The following is a 17472-nucleotide window of genomic DNA, read 5'->3' on the forward strand; positions in this document are numbered from 1 at the left end:
GCAGGGGAACCCACCAAACCCACCAGGCTCAACGAACTCACCTGTCCTGAAGCTGGTATTCACCTTCAACATCCGCAAACGCGGTGTCGGCCAGATAGCCGGCAATGGTCGTGTCGTAGCCGGCCGTATGGGTAAAGGCCTTGCAGGCCAGTCCGTAGCGCAGACCCAGGGAGATGGTTCCCCTTCCGGCCTCCATTTCGTCGGCAATCTGCTCATAATCGTCGGGGTCCACCACCGATGCGACACGGATGAAATTCTTGGCCGAGGCCCGGATCATGCACGGCCCGCCGATGTCGATGTTGCCGCGGGCCTGCTCCGGCGTGACGCCTGACCGGGAGATGGTTTCCCGGAACGGGTAGAGGTTCACCACCACCATGTCGATGGGGACACCCCCGGTTCGTTTGAGGTCGGACTGGTGGGCGTCGTTGTAAGTTTCGGTGAGAAGTCCCAGGTAAATTTTAAAATCCAGGGTTTTTACCAGCCCCCCCTGGGTTTCCGGCTGGCCGGTATAGTCGGACACCTGGGTCAGGCAGTCACTGGCCCGGTCGCCCAGTATTTCCTTCAGCCGGGCATAGGTGCCGCCGGTCGAGAAGATCCGGATGCCGGGGTTGATCGCCAGCAGGCGGGGAACGAATGCCTCCAGTCCGCTTTTGTCGGACACGCTGATCAGTACATGGTTGACGTGGACCCGATTGTCAATTTTCTCTACCTTATTCATTGCCATGCGAAATCACCTTTCTCCATTGTATTCTTCCAGAAAGCGGTCAAAAAAACCGACCATGAACCGGTGCCGGTCCTCGGCCAGCCGCCGGCCCGTATCGGTGAGTATCCGGTCCTTGATTCTGGACAGTTTGACCACATATTCGCGGTATCCCGTGTCGTCGATGGAATAGGCCGGCGCCCGAACCACGTCCACCTCCGGGCTGTGCAGCCGGGCTCCCAGTTCGCCGGCAAACAGGAATGCCCGGGCCACCCCCACGGCGCCGATGGCGTCCAGCTTGTCGGCATCGAACAATACCCTCGCTTCGAGTGTCTCCGGGGATGCGCCCCGGCGAAACCGGTGGGCGGCGATGCTGTGGATGATATTTTCACGGCGATCGTCGGCCAGGGGGACCGCAGCCAGCATCTCCCGGGCCATGGCGGCCCCTTTTTCCGCGTGGCACAGGTTGCCGCGGCCCCGATCCTGGTGCGCCCTTCCGATGTCGTGCAGGTAGGCGGCGGTTTCCGCCACCAGAAGGTCCGCGCCTTCGGCGGCGCCGATGCACCGGCAAAGCCGGTGTACCCTCAAGGTATGGTCCCAGTCGTGGCTTCCCCTGGCTTGCGAAAAGTGTGACTGCGCCGCCTCCCGGATGCGGGACAGCAGGGCCGCTTCGGCCTCGCCTGTCAGCCGGACATGGCCGTCGTCGGCCTGATGGATGGTGCCGTGTGTCATGGCGGTGCCGCATCCATGCGAATCACTGCCGTGGTGTCCTGGGGGCGGCCGGAACCATCCCTCGCGCCGGTGTCGAAATCGCCCGTGATCAGTTGATGTCGCCGTCTCATTCGATGGACATGATTCCTTCCCAGCGCTGGTATTCGCTGGCCGTGGGCAATCCGTTCAATTTCAGGATGGAGATGATGTCCGGGGCGTTGAACCTCAGGTAGGGGTTGACGGCCAGTTCGTCGTCCAGGGTGGAGACCACATGACTCCTGTCATAGCGGGCCGCATAGGCGTCGATGGCGCTGTTGTCCGGGGTCAGCTGCCGGGCAAATGCCAGTGAGGCCGCCACATAGTCGTGGCCGGCGTAAATTCGATGGCTTCCGGGGTAGCCCATGAGCAGGCGGATGGACCGGTGAAAGGCTTTCAGGTCTCCGGAGAAGCAATTGCCCACCGTTCCGTTGAACAAGGTGTCGCCCGTGATCAGAAAATCATCTGCGGCAAAGGTCACCGAATCCGTGGTGTGGCCCGGCGTCAGGCGGACCGTGACACTCCCGCCCGCCAGGCCGATGGTCTGGCCGTCAACGAACCGGCGATGGTCGAGGTAGGACGCCCCGGTTGCATTCACGAGCTGCCGGGTTCCCGTGGTGTGGTCGCCGTGCCCGTGGGTGTTGGTGACCAGCGACAGCGTCAGGTTGTTTTTCCTGACAAAGCCCACGATGTCATCCACGGCGCCCCCGTCGATGGCCAGTGCATGGGTACCCGTGTACAGGAGATAGCCCAGATTGTCGCCGCCGTATAAAAATTGTTTGATTTTCAATGGTCTGTTGCCCGCCGCGTGTCAATGCCGGGATGAATTCGAATTCTGCTTTGATATCGATATATTAAACTGAGCATCCAGGCAACAAAAAAAGCATCTTGCGCCCGTTGCCGGCAAGTGCCGGGGCCGTTGGCCCCTTCGCCGGTTTTGGTGGAATGATAACTCCACTTTACTCCACCCTATTGACCCAATCGGCTATTTATGTTTAACTTTCAAAAATTATTGATAAAATTTTATGTCATAAATACATTTTTTGTCTTGACAGAAAAAGGTTTTTGTACTTTTATCCCTAAGTAGTGGATCAAAGTGGATAATACTGGTGAATAATGTTTCGGGGAAGCTCCTTTCATACGATTGACCCAAAAGGGCGGATTATCATTCCGGCACGGTTTCGTGATGTGATCAAGGCCAGCGGTGCCGACAGCATCATGATCACCCGTATGGACAGATGCCTGTTCGCCTACACCCAGGACGAATGGAGCAAGCTGGAACAGAAAATACTTCATCTTCCCGAAAAAAGCGAGGCCATGCGCCGCTTTCAGCGCACTTTTATCGGCGGGGCGCACGACTGCAGGTGCGACGCCCAGGGGCGCGTATTGATACCCCCCTTTCTGAAGCAGTACTCCGGTTTGGGCAAGGAGATCGTCCTGGTGGGCGTGCTGGACCGTTTCGAGATCTGGTCCCGCGAAAACTGGGACAAGGAAAACGGGTTGGCGGAGAAGGATATGGGCAACGAGCAGGTGAGGCACGAGATCGCCCAGTTGGGGCTTTAGTCCGTGTCTGCCTATCATGTCACCGCCATGCTCGAAGAAGCGGTGGATATGCTGGCGTGCCGGCCCGGCAGGACCATCGTGGACGGGACACTGGGCGGTTGCGGGCATGCCCGCCGGATCTGCCGGCAGATCCGGCCCGGGGGCGTTTTTGTCGGTATCGATCAGGACCGGGATGCGATTGACCGGGCCCGCAGGGTTCTTCCTGCCGGCGATTCCCGGATCCATATCGTTCACGGCAATTTCGTGGACCTTCCACAGTTTCTTTCTCAACTTGGTATCGGAAGCGTAGACGGCATTCTTATTGACATCGGGCTTTCTCTTCATCAAATCGAGGCCAGTGGCCGCGGTTTCAGCTTCAGTCGGGATGAACCCCTGGATATGCGTATGGACGTCCGGTCAGGCAGAACCGCGGCCGACCTGCTGGCTACCCTGGATCAGCGGGAACTGGCACGGATTTTCAGTCGATACGGCGAAGAGCGGTGGTCGGCGCGGATCGCCCGTCATCTGGTGGATCGCCGCAAGGCCCAGCCGGTGACCCGCAGCGGCCAGCTCGCCCGCCTGGTGTCGGAAGCGGTGCCCGCCGCCGCGGCGCGAAAGCAGAAGATCCATCCGGCCACCCGGGTGTTCATGGCCCTGCGCATTGCCGTGAATCGGGAACTGGAAGTACTGGATCGATTTCTGGAAACGGCCGTGGATCAGCTCAATCCGGGCGGACGCCTCTGTGTGCTTTCCTTCCACTCCCTGGAGGACCGGATCGTCAAGCATCGATTCCGGACCATGGAACGGCCGTGTACCTGTCCGCCATCGTTTCCCCGGTGCGTCTGCGGACAAGAGCCCACCGTGCGGTTGCTGACGCGCAAGGTGGTGCGGCCCACGGACGCGGAGGTCCGGGACAATCCCATGGCGCGCAGTACACGGCTGCGGGCCGTGGAGAAGTTGTGATGGCTGCCGCGGGCCAGATTAACCGTCGCCGGCCGGAAAAAAAGGGGCCGGCCGGGAGGGATGCCCCCCGGAACCGCAGGCGGCGGCCGCCGGGAAAAGTCATGACCGGACTCTGGATTGCCCTGATGGCCCTGTTTTTCGTGGAAGCCCTGTTTTACGCCTGGTGCCGGGTTCAGTGCGTCAATGCCGGGTACGGCATCGACCGGGAGACCCGCCGGCACCAGGCACTGCTCAAAGAGCGCAATACCATGAGAATTGAACTGGCCCGGCTCAAGTCGCCGGAACGGATCGAAACCATTGCACGGACACGGCTGGGACTGGTCATGCCGGATGCACAACGGACGGTGACATTGCCATGACAAATCCTGCAACCACAAGGACCCGCCTGCGGGCCGGAATCGTCGCGGCCCTGTTTCTGGCTGCGCTTGTCGCCATCAGCGTCCAGGCCGTCCGGCTGCATGTGTTCAAGGGCGCCTGGCTTTCCGAACGGGCGGCCCGGCAATACGAACGGGCCATGGTGGTGCAGGGCAAGCGGGGCGCCATCACCGATCGCAACGGCAGTCCGCTGGCCGTGAGCATCGACAGCCCCTCCATTGCCGCCTATCCCCGACAGGTGGCGGATCGCAGGGCAGCGGCAAAGCAGCTGGCCCGGGCGCTGGGTCGGCCGCAGCGAAGCGTCTTCAAAAATCTGGACCCCAAGCGCACCTTCGTGTGGCTCAAGCGCCAGGCAACGCCCCGGCAGGCGGAAGCGGTAAGGCGGCTGGGCCTCAAGGGCGTCGACTTCATCACCGAGCACAGCCGCTACTATCCCAGCAAGACCCTGGCGGCGCAGCTGGTGGGGTTTTCCGGCATCGACGGCCAGGGGCTGGAAGGCATGGAGTTTTACTTCAATGCCAGCCTGAAGGGAGGGGAGAAGGAGATTACGATCCTCAAGGATGCTCTCGGCCGCCGGTTCGAGGGAGCCGGGATGCCGGCCAACCTGTCCGGGGGCAACAACGTGGTGCTGACCATCGATCGCACCATTCAACACATTGCCCAGAAGGCCCTGGAGTCGTCGGTCACCGAATACGCGGCACAATCGGGTATGGCCATCGTGATGGCCCCGTCCACGGGCGAGGTCCTGGCCCTGGCGCACTACCCTTTTTTCAATCCCAACCGCTACCGGGATTTCAGCCGGGAAGCCTGGCGGAACCGGGCCATTACCGACCCCTTCGAGCCCGGCTCGACAATGAAGATGTTCAGTGTGGCGGCGGCCATCGACAGCGGGGTCTGTTCGCCATCCACCATTTTCTTCTGTGAAAACGGAGAGTATCGCATCGGCAGGAACATCATTCACGATACCAAGTCCCACGGGTGGCTTTCCCTGCAGCAGATTGTCAAGTTTTCGAGCAACATCGGTTCGGTAAAAATGGCCGAAAAACTGGGGCCCAGGCAGCTTCATGATTACCTGAACGCCTTTGGCTTCGGTGCGCGTTCGGGAATTGCCTGCCCCGGTGAAACCGCCGGCAGCCTGAGCAATTTCAAGGTCTGGTCGGCCATCGATGCCGGGGCCATTTCATTCGGGCAGGGCATCTCGGTCTCGGCCATCCAGCTGATCACCGCCGCATCGGCCATCGCCAACGACGGGATGCTGATGAAGCCGTTGCTGGTCAGGGCCATTACGGACCGAAAGGGACGGACCGTACAACGGTTTTCCCCGGAGCCGGTTCGGCGTGTCATTGCCTCCCATACCGCGGCCACCGTGCGACGGATACTGAAAACCGTGATCACCGAGGGCGGAACGGGTGTCAACGCCGCCCTGGAAGGCTACTCCGTGTGCGGCAAGACCGGCACCGCCCAGAAGATTGATGAAAGCGGCACCTACGCCAAAGGCCGCTATCTGTCTTCTTTTTTGGGGTTTGCGCCGGCGGATCATCCGGAGGTGGCTATCCTGGTGATCGTGGATGAACCCACCATTCAATCCTATGGCGGTATTGTGGCGGCGCCGGCATTCCGCCAGATTGCACTGGAAACATTGACTTATCTCAATATCCCGCCGGGACCCGATGCGGATCGGCTGCGGGTGTCCCGGGGAAACAGGGCTAACGGATGAAGCTTTCATTGCTTACGGATCAACTGCACGTCGAAGCGACAACCGGTGCCGATCCGTCTTTGGATCCCGACGTCACCGCCATCTGCTACGATTCGCGCAAAGTGGCCCCGGGGGCCGTGTTCGTGGCCATCGAGGGGTTTGCTGCGGACGGCCATCGCTTCATCCCGGACGCCGTCCATCGGGGCGCGGTCGCCGTGGTCTGCCGCAAACCGGTGGCGGCCGATGTGGTGGTGATTCGCGTGACGGACCCCCGGGCGGCGCTGGCGCAGCTGTCCTGCCGGTTTTACGGACAGCCCGCAGACCGGATGACCCTGGTGGGGGTGACCGGCACCAGCGGCAAGACCACCGTCACCTATTTACTGGAGAAAATCCTGGAGAAAGCCGGTCATCGGCCGGGTGTGGTCGGGACGATCAACTACCGCTATGCCGGCCAGGCGTTTGCGAATCCGGTGACCACACCCGAATCGCTTGAGCTTCAGGACATGTTCCGGCAAATGGCGGACAGCGGAACCACCCATGTGGTCATGGAGGTCTCTTCCCATTCACTGGACCTGCACCGTGTCGACGGCTGTGATTTCGATGCGGCCGTATTCACCAACTTGAGCCATGACCACCTGGACCACCACGGCACCATGGACCGCTATTGGCACAGCAAGAAACGGTTGTTCCTCGACCATCTGAAACCGGTGGACCGCACCCATCCGGTTCGTGCCGTGGTCAACACCGACGATCCCAGGGGAAGAGAGCTGGCCGCAGCTTTAGGGGCCAAGGTATTGCGGACGGCTGCATACGGAGACGGAGACCTCGTTCCCCAGGGCGTGGTTCGTGATCTGGCGGGCATTCGCGGCAGCATCGCCACGACGCACGGTGAGATTCCCTTCGATTCACCCCTGGTGGGGGATTTCAATCTGGAGAATATTCTCAGTGCCGCGGGTGCGGCCCTGGCCTTAGGTATTCCTCCCGCAGCCATTGCTGCGGGAATCGATGCCACCGTATGTGTGCCCGGACGGTTGGAGCGGATCGTGGAGGGCGGCGATCGTTTCATTTTTGTGGACTATTCCCACAAACCGGATGCTCTTGAAAACGCCATTTCGGCCCTGCGGGCGCTCACAACGGGGCGCCTGATCACCGTTTTCGGATGCGGCGGGGATCGGGATCGCTCAAAACGGCCGGTCATGGGAGAGATTGCCGCCCGGCTCAGCGATGTGACCGTGGTGACCTCGGACAACCCCCGGTCGGAGGATCCGCTGACGATTATCGCCCAGGTGGAGGCGGGCGTGCGGAAGGTCTGCACCCGGCGACTGTCGGCCGATGCAATGTCGGGCGGGTGGCAGAACAAAGGCTATCTGGTGGAACCGGACCGGGGAGCGGCGATTTCCTCGGCCATCACTGCGGCCCAAGCCGGCGATGCCGTGCTGATAGCCGGCAAAGGACACGAAACCTATCAGATCCTGGCCGGCGAAACCATCCATTTCGACGACCGGGAAGTGGCCCGCCAGGTGCTGGCGGCCATTGGCCCGTCAGGAGCATGAGATGGTGACTCCCTACCGATGGACCCTCGATCAGATTCTGGCCGCAACCGGCGGCTCCCTGGTATCAGGGACGGTGGACGCGGATTTTGCCGGCATCGGTATCGATTCCCGAACGGTTGCACCGGATGACCTGTTTGTGGCCATCCGCGGAGAATCCCACGACGGCCACCGTTTTGTGGCCGAAGTGCTCGACCGTGGCATCCGGGGAATCGTGGTGGCCGGGGGACAGACGTCCCAACTGCCCATGGATCGTATCACCGGCGGCCCGGTGGCGTGTGTGGCGGTGGCCGACACCGTAACCGCCTTAGGGGCGATGGCGCGCTACAACCGCAACCGGGGCGACCTCAAGGTACTGGCAATTACCGGATCCAACGGCAAAACCTCCACCCGCATGCTGGTGGACCGGGTGCTGGCCGGGACGCTGGAGACATTGAGCACGCGCGGCAATCTGAACAACCACATCGGCCTTCCCCTGACGCTGTTCCGGCTGGCACCGGCACACCGGGCTGCCGTGCTCGAACTGGGGATGAACCATGCCGGTGAAATTACCGACCTGGGCCGCATCTGCGAGCCGGATGTGGGCGTGATCACCAACGTGGGCCCGGCCCACCTGGAAGGGTTGGGGTCGATCGACAACGTGGCCCGGGCCAAGGGGGAACTGCTGCACACCCTTCGCCCCGGCGGACTGGCCATTCTGAACCGAGACGATCCGCGGGTCGCCGCCCTGGCCGGCATCGTGGACCGTGAGGTCATCTATTTCGGCAGCGACCGCCAGGCAGATGTCCGGGGCGACGATATTCGTCTGACCGAAGCGGGAATGCGGTTTACCCTCTCCACCCCGGCGGGCAGCACCCGGGTGGCCCTCTCCACCCCGGCGCGGGTGATGGTCTCCAATGCGCTGGCCGCGGCAGCCGCCGGCCAGGCCATGGGCGTGCCCCTGGAGCGGATCAAGGCGGGCCTGGAAGCCTTTTCCCCCCAGGCCGGACGCATGGGCATTCGCCTGGCGGGCCGGGACATCCGGCTGCTGGATGATACCTATAACGCCAACCCCGGCTCCATGGCGGCGGCCATCGAGACCCTGGCCCGCATGCGCGGCACCCGGCGCACCCTCGCCGTTCTCGGGGACATGCTGGAACTGGGAGACCAATCGGCGGTCCTGCACCGTGAAATCGGCCGCAAGGTGGCCGATGCCCGAATCGACCGGCTGTATGCCGCCGGCCGTTTCGCCACCGACGTGGCCGACGGAGCCGGGGAACGGCAGATGGGAGCGGATCGGCTCTTTACGGGAAACCGGGACGCCATCATCGATCGGCTGAAAACAGAGCTGCGGCCCGGCGACCTGGTCCTGGTGAAAGGGTCCCGCGGCATGGCCATGGAGACGGTTGTGGATGCGATTATGGGTTGGGCAGATGGGGAAGAAAAAGAAGCCGGAAGCCAGGAGTCAGAATGAATCGGATGTCGCTGCGATCCTCTGATTTTAAAGAGAACGGTACGCCGAAGGCGTCTCCTTTTGCTGGATCCTGACGTCCTGATACTTTTTTCAACTTTGCCGGAAAGCGAACCTAAACCAAAAGAGAAGCAGACAATCACCAGATGATCTACCACTTCCTATATCCGCTGCATACGACTTTCGCAGCCTTTAACGTGTTCCGGTACATCACCTTCCGGACCATTTACGCCAGCCTTACGGCCTTTCTGATCTGCTTTCTGCTGGGGCCCTGGGTGATCCGGCGGCTCTCCATGATGCAGGTGGGCCAGTACATCCGGGAAGACGGGCCCAAGGACCATTTCAAAAAGGCGGGCACCCCCACCATGGGGGGCGTACTGATCATCTTCGCGGTGGCCGGGTCCACCCTGTTGTGGACCGATCTGACCAACCGTTTTGTCTGGATCGCCCTGCTGGCCACCCTGGGGTTCGGTGCCATCGGTTTTGCCGACGATTACCTGATGCAGGTCAAAAAACGCAGCCTGGGGCTCACCGCCAGACAGAAATTGCTCCTTCAGGTACTCCTGGCGCTGCTGGTCGGATGGCTGGCCACCCTGGTGCCCGAGTTCTCGACCCGGCTCAGCATCCCTTTTTTCAAACGGATAACGCCGGATCCGGGTTGGGGGTACATTTTTTTCGCCGCCCTGGTCATCGTCGGGGCCTCCAATGCCGTGAACCTGACCGACGGCCTGGACGGGCTGGCGATCGGTCCGGTTATCATTGCCGCCGTGACCTACATGATTTTCGCCTATGTGGCCGGTCACGCGCGAATTGCCGACTACCTGCAGATCGCCCCGGTTGCCGGGTGCGGGGAGATCACCGTCTACTGCGGCGCCCTGGCCGGTGCCGGGCTGGGCTTTTTATGGTTCAACGCCTACCCGGCCCAGGTGTTCATGGGGGATGTGGGATCCCTGTCCATGGGCGCGTCCCTGGGCACCGTCGCCGTGATTACCAAACAGGAGATCCTGCTGGCACTGGTGGGCGGCCTTTTCGTCATCGAGGCGCTGTCCGTTATCTTTCAGGTGGGGTTTTTCAAGATGACCAAGGGGCGCCGCATTTTTCGCATGGCCCCCATTCACCACCATTTTGAACTGAAAGGATGGCCGGAGCCCAAGGTGATCGTAAGGTTCTGGATCATTGCCATCGCCCTGGCCCTGATTTCCATGAGTACCCTGAAACTGCGCTAACGCTGGTGCTGAAACGGGACGGTTGCATGCTGATTGAAAACAAACAGGTTGTGGTGGTGGGAATGGGCCGGTCCGGGGTGGCTGCGGCGCGGTTTCTGGTCCGCCGGGGAGCCCGGGTGACAGTGACGGATCGCGCGCCCGCCGATTCCCTGAAAGCCGCCATCGACGCCCTGGGCGGATTGGACATCCGGTTTAAGCTGGGCGGCCATGATGCCGGGGATTTCGAAAGGGCCGATCTGGTGGTGCTCAGTCCCGGCGTGCCCCATACCCTGCCGATGCTGGAACCGGCCTGGGTGAAGGGTACCCCGGTGATCGGAGAACTGGAACTGGCCGCCGGCTTCATCGCCGAACCGATCCTGGCGGTGACCGGTACCAATGGAAAAACCACGACAACGGAGCTGGTGGGACATATGCTTGGCAACAGCGGAAAGCGGGTCTTTGTCGGCGGTAACATCGGCACTCCGCTGATTGCCTATGCCGACGGTGCCTATCCGCGGGCCGATGTCGTCGTGGTCGAGACTTCCAGTTTCCAGTTGGATACCACCATCGATTTCAGGCCGGATACCGCCGTGATGCTCAACATCACCGATGACCACCTGGACCGCTATTCGACGTTTTCGGCATACGCGGAATCCAAGTGGCGGATATTCAACAACCAGCGGCCCGCAGATTCGGCGGTGCTCAACGCCATGGATGCCACGGTGGCGGCGATGATCAAAAAACATCCGCCCGTGGCCCGCCGGCAGCTTTTTTCGGATCAGGCGGTGGTCAACGGGGCACAGATATTCAAGGACAGGATCCTGGTTTTCGATGGCGGCCGTCAAAGCGGTTGCTTTTCATTGGACAAAACCGGGCTGCTCGGCCCCCATAATCGCGAAAACATGGCGGCCGCCTGCCTGGCATGCCTTGGACAGGGGGCCACGGTCGCGGGTATTCAGCAGGCCATCGACGAATTTCAGGGACTCGCCCATCGTCTGGAAACGGTGGGCCGGGTCGGTGGCGTGCGCTTTGTCAATGACTCCAAGGCCACCAATGTGGATGCCGTGAAACGGGCGCTGTCCTGTTTCGACACGCCGGTGGTGCTGATCATGGGCGGCCAGAACAAAAAGGGCGACTTCACCGGGCTCAAATCGCCGGTGCGCCGGCATGTCAAAACCCTGGTGGCCATGGGCGAGGCCAGGGACGAGATCGTTACCGCCCTGGCCGGGGATCCGGAAAAAGGAATCATCGAAGCCACCTCCATGGAAGAGGCGGTCGAAAAGGCTTTCGATGCGGCCGTGGCCGGGGACACCGTCCTCCTCTCCCCGGCCTGTGCCAGTTTCGATATGTTCGACAATTACGGCCAGCGGGGCGATCGGTTCCGGGAAATCGTGGAAAGGCTGGGATGAGCACTGCGGTAAAGCGAAACGGGAGTCAACCGGTAACCTATGACCTGGGGTTGCTGTTCCCCGTTCTGCTGCTCGTGGGCATGGGCATCGTCATGGTATACAGCGCCAGTTCCGCCCTGGCTTTCAAAAAATACGGCAGTGATTACTTTTTTCTGAAAAAGCAGGCCATTTTCTCCCTGGTGGGCATCATGGTGCTGGTGGCATTCAGCTACATCCCCTTCCGGTTATATCGGTTGATGACGTATCCGGCGCTGGCGGCGGCCGTCATGATGCTGGTGGCCGTGGCCTTTACCGGATGGGGCGTGACGGCTGGCGGATCCGCCCGCTGGCTGCAGCTCGGGCCGATCCGTTTTCAGCCGTCGGAGCTGGCCCGCATGGCCCTGGTGGTTTACCTGGCCTACTCGATGAGCAAAAAGGATGACCTGCTGCGGGATTTTTACGTGGGGTTTTTGCCCCATTTCCTGGTTCTTGGCCTGTTTACGGCACTGCTGCTGGTTCAGCCGGATTTTGGATCGGTGGTGATTTTCGCCGCCCTGACCTGGATCATGCTGTTTGTGGGCGGATGCCGCATCACCCACCTGCTGTCGGTGGTCGTTGTGCTGGCGCCAATGGCCTGGCTGTTCATGACCCAGGCCGAGTACCGGGTCAAGCGGCTGATGAGTTTTCTGGATCCCTGGCAGTATTCGGCGGACGAGGGATATCAGATCGTTCATTCACTCATGGCCTTCGGCACCGGGGGCATCACCGGGGCGGGTCTGGGCAAAGGGTACCAGAAATTGTTTTATCTTCCCGAACCGCACACGGATTTCATCTTTTCCGTGGTGGGGGAAGAACTGGGTCTCATCGGCGTCATGATCGTGATCCTGCTTTACGCGATCATGCTGATGCGGGGGATTCGCATCGCCCGTCATGCACAGGATCGCTTCGGGTCGTTTCTGGCCATGGGGATCACCGTCACCATCGGCCTGCAGGTGTGCATCAACATGGGGGTGGCCCTGGGCCTGCTGCCCACCAAGGGATTGACCCTGCCGTTTCTCAGCTACGGCGGCACCAGCCTGCTGATCAACATGGCGGCGGTGGGCATCATGATGAATATCGGAGCACGGAATGCACGGTACTGAATCCAGACAAGCGTGGCGGCCGCTCAACGTGGTCGTTGCCGGTGGCGGCACCGGCGGGCACCTGTTTCCCGGCATCGCCGTGGCCGGTGAGTTCATCGTGCGCAATGCGAACAGCCGGGTGCTCTTCGTGGGGGCCGGCCGTCCCTTTGAAAAAAAAGCCCTGGCCCTGGCCGGCTATCCCCAGAGAACCATCGACATCGAGGGGATCAAGGGAAAAGGGGGATGGGCCCGGGTCCGGGCAGCCATGAAAACCCCCGCTGCCCTGTTGCACGCCGCCGGCATTCTGGCCGACGTGAAGGCAGACCTGGTGGTCGGTGTGGGCGGTTATGCGGCCGGGCCGGTGGCGCTGGCCGCCTGGCTCAAGGGTATCCCCATGGTCGTGTGTGAACAGAACACGGTTCCCGGCATCACCAACCGCATGCTGTTTCCCATGGCCAGGCGCATCTACGTCAGCTTCGAAAATACGCGGGGAAAGATCGATCCCGCAAAGATGCGCATCACCGGCAATCCGGTCCGTCCTCAGATCCTGGCGGCAGCGGCCATTGGCGCGGACCAACGGGACCCATTTACGGTCATGGTCGTGGGCGGCAGCCAGGGCGCCCACGCCATCAACCAGGCGGTGATGGCGGCCCTCCCACTGGTTCGATCGTCCGCGAACATCCGTTTCGTTCACCAGACCGGTGCCGCGGATCAGGATCAGGTAGCGGCCGCCTACCTGAAAACGGGGATCGACGCCGAAGTGAAGGCGTTTTTCAATGATATGGCCTCCCGCTACGGCCAGGCGGACCTGGTCGTCTGCCGGGCCGGCGCCACGACGGTGGCCGAGTTGACCGCCCTGGGCAAGCCGGCCCTGTTGATCCCCTATCCCTTCGCCGCGGACAACCATCAGGAATTGAACGCCCGGACCATGGTCGACCGGGGTGCGGCCCAGATGGTGCTGGAGCGGGACCTGAGCGGCAGCGGACTGGCACAGTGCTTCGACCGGTTTGCCGGCGGTCCGGACCTGTTGGCCGACATGGCATCACGCTCCCGGGCATTGGGGAAACCCGAGGCGGCCCGGGTCATCGTGGACGATTGCTATCAACTGGTGGGGAACCAAGCATGTATTTGAAAAAATACCATATTCATTTTGTCGGCATTGGCGGCATCGGCATGAGCGGCATTGCCGAACTGCTGCTGAATCTGGGTTACCGGGTTTCCGGTTCCGATCTGAAGGCTACGGACATCACGGCCCGTCTGGCGCGACTGGGCGGCACCATCCAAGTCGGCCACCGCGCCGGTCAGATTGCCGGCGCCGATGTGGTGGTCGTTTCCTCGGCCATCGACATGGAAAACCCGGAGGTGGCAGCCGCCCGGCAGTCGGCCATTCCGGTCATCCCCCGGGCCGAAATGCTGGCCGAGCTCATGCGTCTCAAATACAGCGTGGCGGTTGCCGGTGCCCATGGCAAAACCTCCACCACCTCCCTGGTGGCCAACGTGCTGGCCGGCGGGGGGCTGGACCCCACCGTGGTCATCGGCGGCAAGCTCAAAAGCATCGGCCGCAACGCGGTGCTCGGACAGGGCGACTTCATCGTGGCCGAGGCCGACGAAAGCGACGGCTCATTTCTCAAGTTTTCCCCGGCCATTGCCGTGGTCACCAATATTGACCGGGAACACATGGATTTTTACGAGGACATGGATGCCATCAAATCGGTGTTCCTCGATTTTATCGACCGGATTCCTTTTTACGGCCTGGCCGTGCTCTGCCTGGACAACGAGCCGCTCCAGGGCCTCCTCCCCCGTATCAAGAAACGGCTGACCACCTACGGGCGGAGCGCCCAGGCCGATTACCAGGCGCGGGACATCAGTTTCGGCCAGATGAAAAGCCGGTTCACGGTGGTTCACCGGGGAGAAAGCCTGGGCGAATTTCAATTGGCCATGCCGGGCATGCACAATGTATACAACGCCCTGGCCGCCATTGCCGTTGGCCTGGAGCTGGACATCGCGCTGGATGCCATCAAACGGTCCCTGGAGACTGCGGAAGGGGTTCAGCGCCGGATGGAGATAAAGGGTGACGTCAACGGCATTACCGTGGTGGATGACTACGGCCACCACCCCACGGAGATTCAGGTGACCCTCGATGCGGTCAAGAGCAATTGGCCGGACCGTCGCAAAGTGGTGGTTTTTCAACCCCACCGGTACACCCGGACCCGGGCCCTGCTGGAGGATTTCACCCGTTCGTTCAACAACAGCGATGTGCTGGTGGTGCTGCCGATCTATGCGGCCAGCGAAGCCCCCATCCCGGGGGTGAGCGGTGAGGCGCTGGGGGACTGCATCCGTGCCCACGGCCACCGGGACGTTACCTGTCTGGACACGCTCGAGGCCTGTGTCGATCACCTCGTAAAGATGCTCGCACCCAACGATGTGCTGCTGACATTGGGGGCCGGGGATGTCTATCGAGTGGGAGAGATGGTTCTGGAGCGGATGGCTGAAAGCTGGGGACAGACGACAGAAGGCTGAGGTCGGCGGCCGCCGCCCGGAAACGAAAGACCAGCACGTACGAACGATAAACGCTAAACCTGAGACGACTGACTGAAATTTGAAAACGAAACCGATCCGCAAAAACCGATTCAAAAAAAAGAGGGCCGTCCGCCGCTCCCTGCTCAAGGCCCGTGCCGTCTATACGGCCAGGGTCCTGCTGGGAGTCCTGGCATTGGTGGCGGCCAGCGGCGGGTTTATATTCACATACGATTATTTTACCCAGTCCGGGCACTTCCGGGCACGCCGGATCGAAGTGACCGGCCAGCAGCGGCTCAGCCGGCAGCAGGTCATGGAGATTGCCGGCGTCGGAACCCGGTCCAACATCCTGGCCGTGAACCTGACCACGACCCGCCGGCGGCTGCTGGCCCATCCATGGATCGCCGAGGCGACGGTCAGCAGGGAAATTCCCTCGGTGCTGCGGTTTCATGTCCGTGAAGAGAAACCGCTGGCCCTTCTGGAGATGGATGATGGGCGGCATTTTGTGATCAACACCGCCGGCTGGGTGTTCAAGCGGGCGGACGGTTCGGACCCCGGCGGGTTGCCGCGGGTGCAGGGTCTGGATCATACGGACCTGCCGGTTCCCGGCAGGCCGTCCACCAAGGCCTTCAAAATCGTGATGAGCCTGTTTCGCCTGGCGGGTAAAACCGGCAGTGCGCCGCCCTTTTCGGACATCCGCCGGATTCGGGTGGATCGAGAAATCGGGGCCACGATTTACCTGGGTGAAAACGACCGGATGGTGAAGCTGGGATTCGGTCGCTATCCTGAAAAGCTGAAGGCGCTGGAAGCGGTGATGGCCCGCGTGGGCAGTGACAGTCGTTTGGCCCGGTATCGGGTCATCGATCTTTTTGACATCAATCGGATCGTGGTGACGTTGGCATCGGCCGGTTTGTCCGGTTCGGACCATGAGGAGGTGTAAGTTGCAGGGACCCAGGGAAGGCACGATCGTCGTCGGCCTGGACATCGGAACCACCAAGATCTGCGCGGTGGTCGGTGAGGTGACAGGCCCGGAGATCAATATCATCGGCATCGGAACGCACCCGTCGATCGGACTGCGAAAAGGTGTGGTGGTCAATATCGAATCGACGGTGGAATCCATCAAGAAGGCTGTGGAAGAGGCTGAATTGATGGCCGGATGTGAGATCTCCTCGGTATATGCGGGCATTGCCGGCGGGCATATCACCGGTTTCAACAGCCGCGGGATCGTGGCCATCAAGGGCCAGGAGATCACCGATCAGGATGTTGAACGGGTCATCGATGCGGCCCGGGCAGTCGCCATCCCCATGGACCGGGAGGTGATCCACGTGCTGCCCCAGGAGTACATCGTGGATGATCAGATCGGTATCCAGAATCCGGTGGGCATGGCCGGCGTGCGCCTCGAGGCCAAAATCCACATCGTAACCGGTGCCGTCACCTCGGCCCACAATATCGTCAAGTGCGCCAACCGGGCCGGACTGGATGTATGCGACATCGTATTGGAGAGCCTGGCCTCGGGTGAAGCGGTGCTTTCCGACGAGGAGAAACAGCTGGGCACCGGCCTGATTGATCTGGGGGGCGGTACCAGCGACCTGGCCATCTTTTCGGGTAAAAACATCAAACACACGTTCGTGCTGGCCCTGGGGGGCGACAACCTGACCAATGACATTGCCATCGGCGTGAGGGCGCCCCTGAAGGATGCGGAGCAGATCAAGCGTAAATACGGCACGTGCAATGGCGGCGCCATCAGCCCGGACGAAACCATCGAGGTGCCGGGGATGGGGGGACGCGAGTCCCGCAAGCTTCCCCGGCAGATTTTAGGGGAAATCCTCGAACCCCGCATGGAGGAAATCTTCACATTGCTTCAGCGGGAGATATACCGGGCCGGCATGGAAAACATGGTCGCCTCGGGGATGGTCCTTTCCGGGGGCACCGCCCTGCTGGACGGCACCACCGATATCGCCGAGGCGATTTTCGGCGTGCCCACACGCCTGGGGCGGCCCCAGGGCATCGGCGGCCTTACCGACGTGGTGAACAATCCGATGTATGCCACCGGTGTGGGGCTGGTCATATACGGCGCCAAAAAGGAGCCGGAGAAAAAATTCCGCATCCGGGACAAGAATATTTTCAACACGCTTGTCGCCCGGATGAAGAAATGGTTCAGGGACGTCATCTGATTCCGGGGGGAAGACAGGGCGTCCCATGGGAGATCGATCATCGT

At 61.5% G+C, this 17472-nt stretch carries 16 protein-coding genes; 13 read left to right on the plus strand and 3 right to left on the minus strand.

Annotated features, from left to right (window positions below):
• Positions 1-37: 37 nt before the first annotated feature.
• The 3 genes from DSCA_RS28430 to DSCA_RS28440 form a co-directional block, all read right to left on the minus strand.
• Positions 38-724 carry a hypothetical protein gene (locus tag DSCA_RS28430; protein WP_155319657.1) on the minus strand — a complete coding sequence of 229 codons (687 nt, stop codon included), beginning with the start codon at positions 722-724 and terminating at the stop codon, positions 38-40.
• Positions 725-730: 6 nt separating this feature from the next.
• Entirely contained in the window at positions 731-1432 is a 702-nt protein-coding gene (locus DSCA_RS28435; protein WP_155319658.1) for an HD domain-containing protein, read from the minus strand.
• 106 nt (positions 1433-1538) lie between these two features.
• Positions 1539-2237, minus strand: a complete 699-nt coding sequence (locus DSCA_RS28440) for a hydroxyacylglutathione hydrolase C-terminal domain-containing protein (protein ID WP_155319659.1) — start codon at positions 2235-2237, stop codon at positions 1539-1541.
• Positions 2238-2563: 326 nt separating this feature from the next.
• Between DSCA_RS28440 and mraZ the strand changes: the two genes are divergently transcribed.
• The 13 genes from mraZ (at position 2564) to ftsA (ending at position 17428) form a co-directional block, all read left to right on the plus strand.
• A complete protein-coding gene (gene mraZ / locus DSCA_RS28445) occupies positions 2564-3010 on the plus strand; it encodes a division/cell wall cluster transcriptional repressor MraZ (RefSeq protein ID WP_155319660.1) in 447 nt (148 codons plus the stop codon).
• Between the two features lie 3 nt (positions 3011-3013).
• Positions 3014-3952 carry a 16S rRNA (cytosine(1402)-N(4))-methyltransferase RsmH gene (rsmH, locus tag DSCA_RS28450; RefSeq protein WP_231716306.1) on the plus strand — a complete coding sequence of 313 codons (939 nt, stop codon included), beginning with the start codon at positions 3014-3016 and terminating at the stop codon, positions 3950-3952.
• Positions 3952-4311 (plus strand): FtsB/FtsL family cell division protein, encoded by a 360-nt coding sequence (locus DSCA_RS28455; RefSeq protein ID WP_155319661.1) that lies wholly within the window; start codon positions 3952-3954, stop codon positions 4309-4311. Before rsmH ends, DSCA_RS28455 begins: the two co-directional genes overlap by 1 nt.
• Positions 4308-6044, plus strand: a complete 1737-nt coding sequence (locus DSCA_RS28460) for a peptidoglycan D,D-transpeptidase FtsI family protein (RefSeq protein WP_155319662.1) — start codon at positions 4308-4310, stop codon at positions 6042-6044. The genes DSCA_RS28455 and DSCA_RS28460 overlap by 4 nt, the downstream gene beginning before the upstream one ends.
• A complete protein-coding gene (locus DSCA_RS28465) occupies positions 6041-7576 on the plus strand; it encodes a UDP-N-acetylmuramoyl-L-alanyl-D-glutamate--2,6-diaminopimelate ligase (protein WP_155319663.1) in 1536 nt (511 codons plus the stop codon). Before DSCA_RS28460 ends, DSCA_RS28465 begins: the two co-directional genes overlap by 4 nt.
• Before the next feature lies 1 nt (position 7577).
• On the plus strand, positions 7578-9026 hold the full coding sequence (locus DSCA_RS28470; protein ID WP_155319664.1) for a UDP-N-acetylmuramoyl-tripeptide--D-alanyl-D-alanine ligase: 1449 nt from the start codon (positions 7578-7580) through the stop codon (positions 9024-9026).
• 143 nt (positions 9027-9169) lie between these two features.
• Complete coding sequence (gene mraY, locus DSCA_RS28475) at positions 9170-10249, plus strand: phospho-N-acetylmuramoyl-pentapeptide-transferase (RefSeq protein WP_155319665.1); 1080 nt, start codon at positions 9170-9172, stop codon at positions 10247-10249.
• Positions 10250-10275: 26 nt separating this feature from the next.
• Complete coding sequence (gene murD / locus DSCA_RS28480) at positions 10276-11637, plus strand: UDP-N-acetylmuramoyl-L-alanine--D-glutamate ligase (protein ID WP_231716307.1); 1362 nt, start codon at positions 10276-10278, stop codon at positions 11635-11637.
• The gene (gene ftsW, locus DSCA_RS28485) at positions 11634-12758 is read left to right on the plus strand and encodes a putative lipid II flippase FtsW (RefSeq protein ID WP_155319667.1); all 1125 of its coding nucleotides are present in this window, start codon (positions 11634-11636) and stop codon (positions 12756-12758) included. The genes murD and ftsW overlap by 4 nt, the downstream gene beginning before the upstream one ends.
• Positions 12745-13869: an undecaprenyldiphospho-muramoylpentapeptide beta-N-acetylglucosaminyltransferase gene (gene murG, locus DSCA_RS28490; RefSeq protein ID WP_155319668.1), complete on the plus strand. Its 1125-nt coding sequence runs from the start codon at positions 12745-12747 to the stop codon at positions 13867-13869. The genes ftsW and murG overlap by 14 nt, the downstream gene beginning before the upstream one ends.
• Positions 13860-15257 carry a UDP-N-acetylmuramate--L-alanine ligase gene (gene murC / locus DSCA_RS28495; RefSeq protein WP_155319669.1) on the plus strand — a complete coding sequence of 466 codons (1398 nt, stop codon included), beginning with the start codon at positions 13860-13862 and terminating at the stop codon, positions 15255-15257. Before murG ends, murC begins: the two co-directional genes overlap by 10 nt.
• Before the next feature lie 79 nt (positions 15258-15336).
• Complete coding sequence (locus tag DSCA_RS28500) at positions 15337-16194, plus strand: cell division protein FtsQ/DivIB (RefSeq protein ID WP_155319670.1); 858 nt, start codon at positions 15337-15339, stop codon at positions 16192-16194.
• Position 16195: 1 nt separating this feature from the next.
• Positions 16196-17428, plus strand: a complete 1233-nt coding sequence (gene ftsA, locus DSCA_RS28505; RefSeq protein ID WP_407924221.1) for a cell division protein FtsA — start codon at positions 16196-16198, stop codon at positions 17426-17428.
• The last annotated feature ends 44 nt before the right edge of the window (positions 17429-17472 follow it).

Source organism: Desulfosarcina alkanivorans (genome assembly GCF_009688945.1).
GTDB classification, from domain to species: domain Bacteria; phylum Desulfobacterota; class Desulfobacteria; order Desulfobacterales; family Desulfosarcinaceae; genus Desulfosarcina; species Desulfosarcina alkanivorans.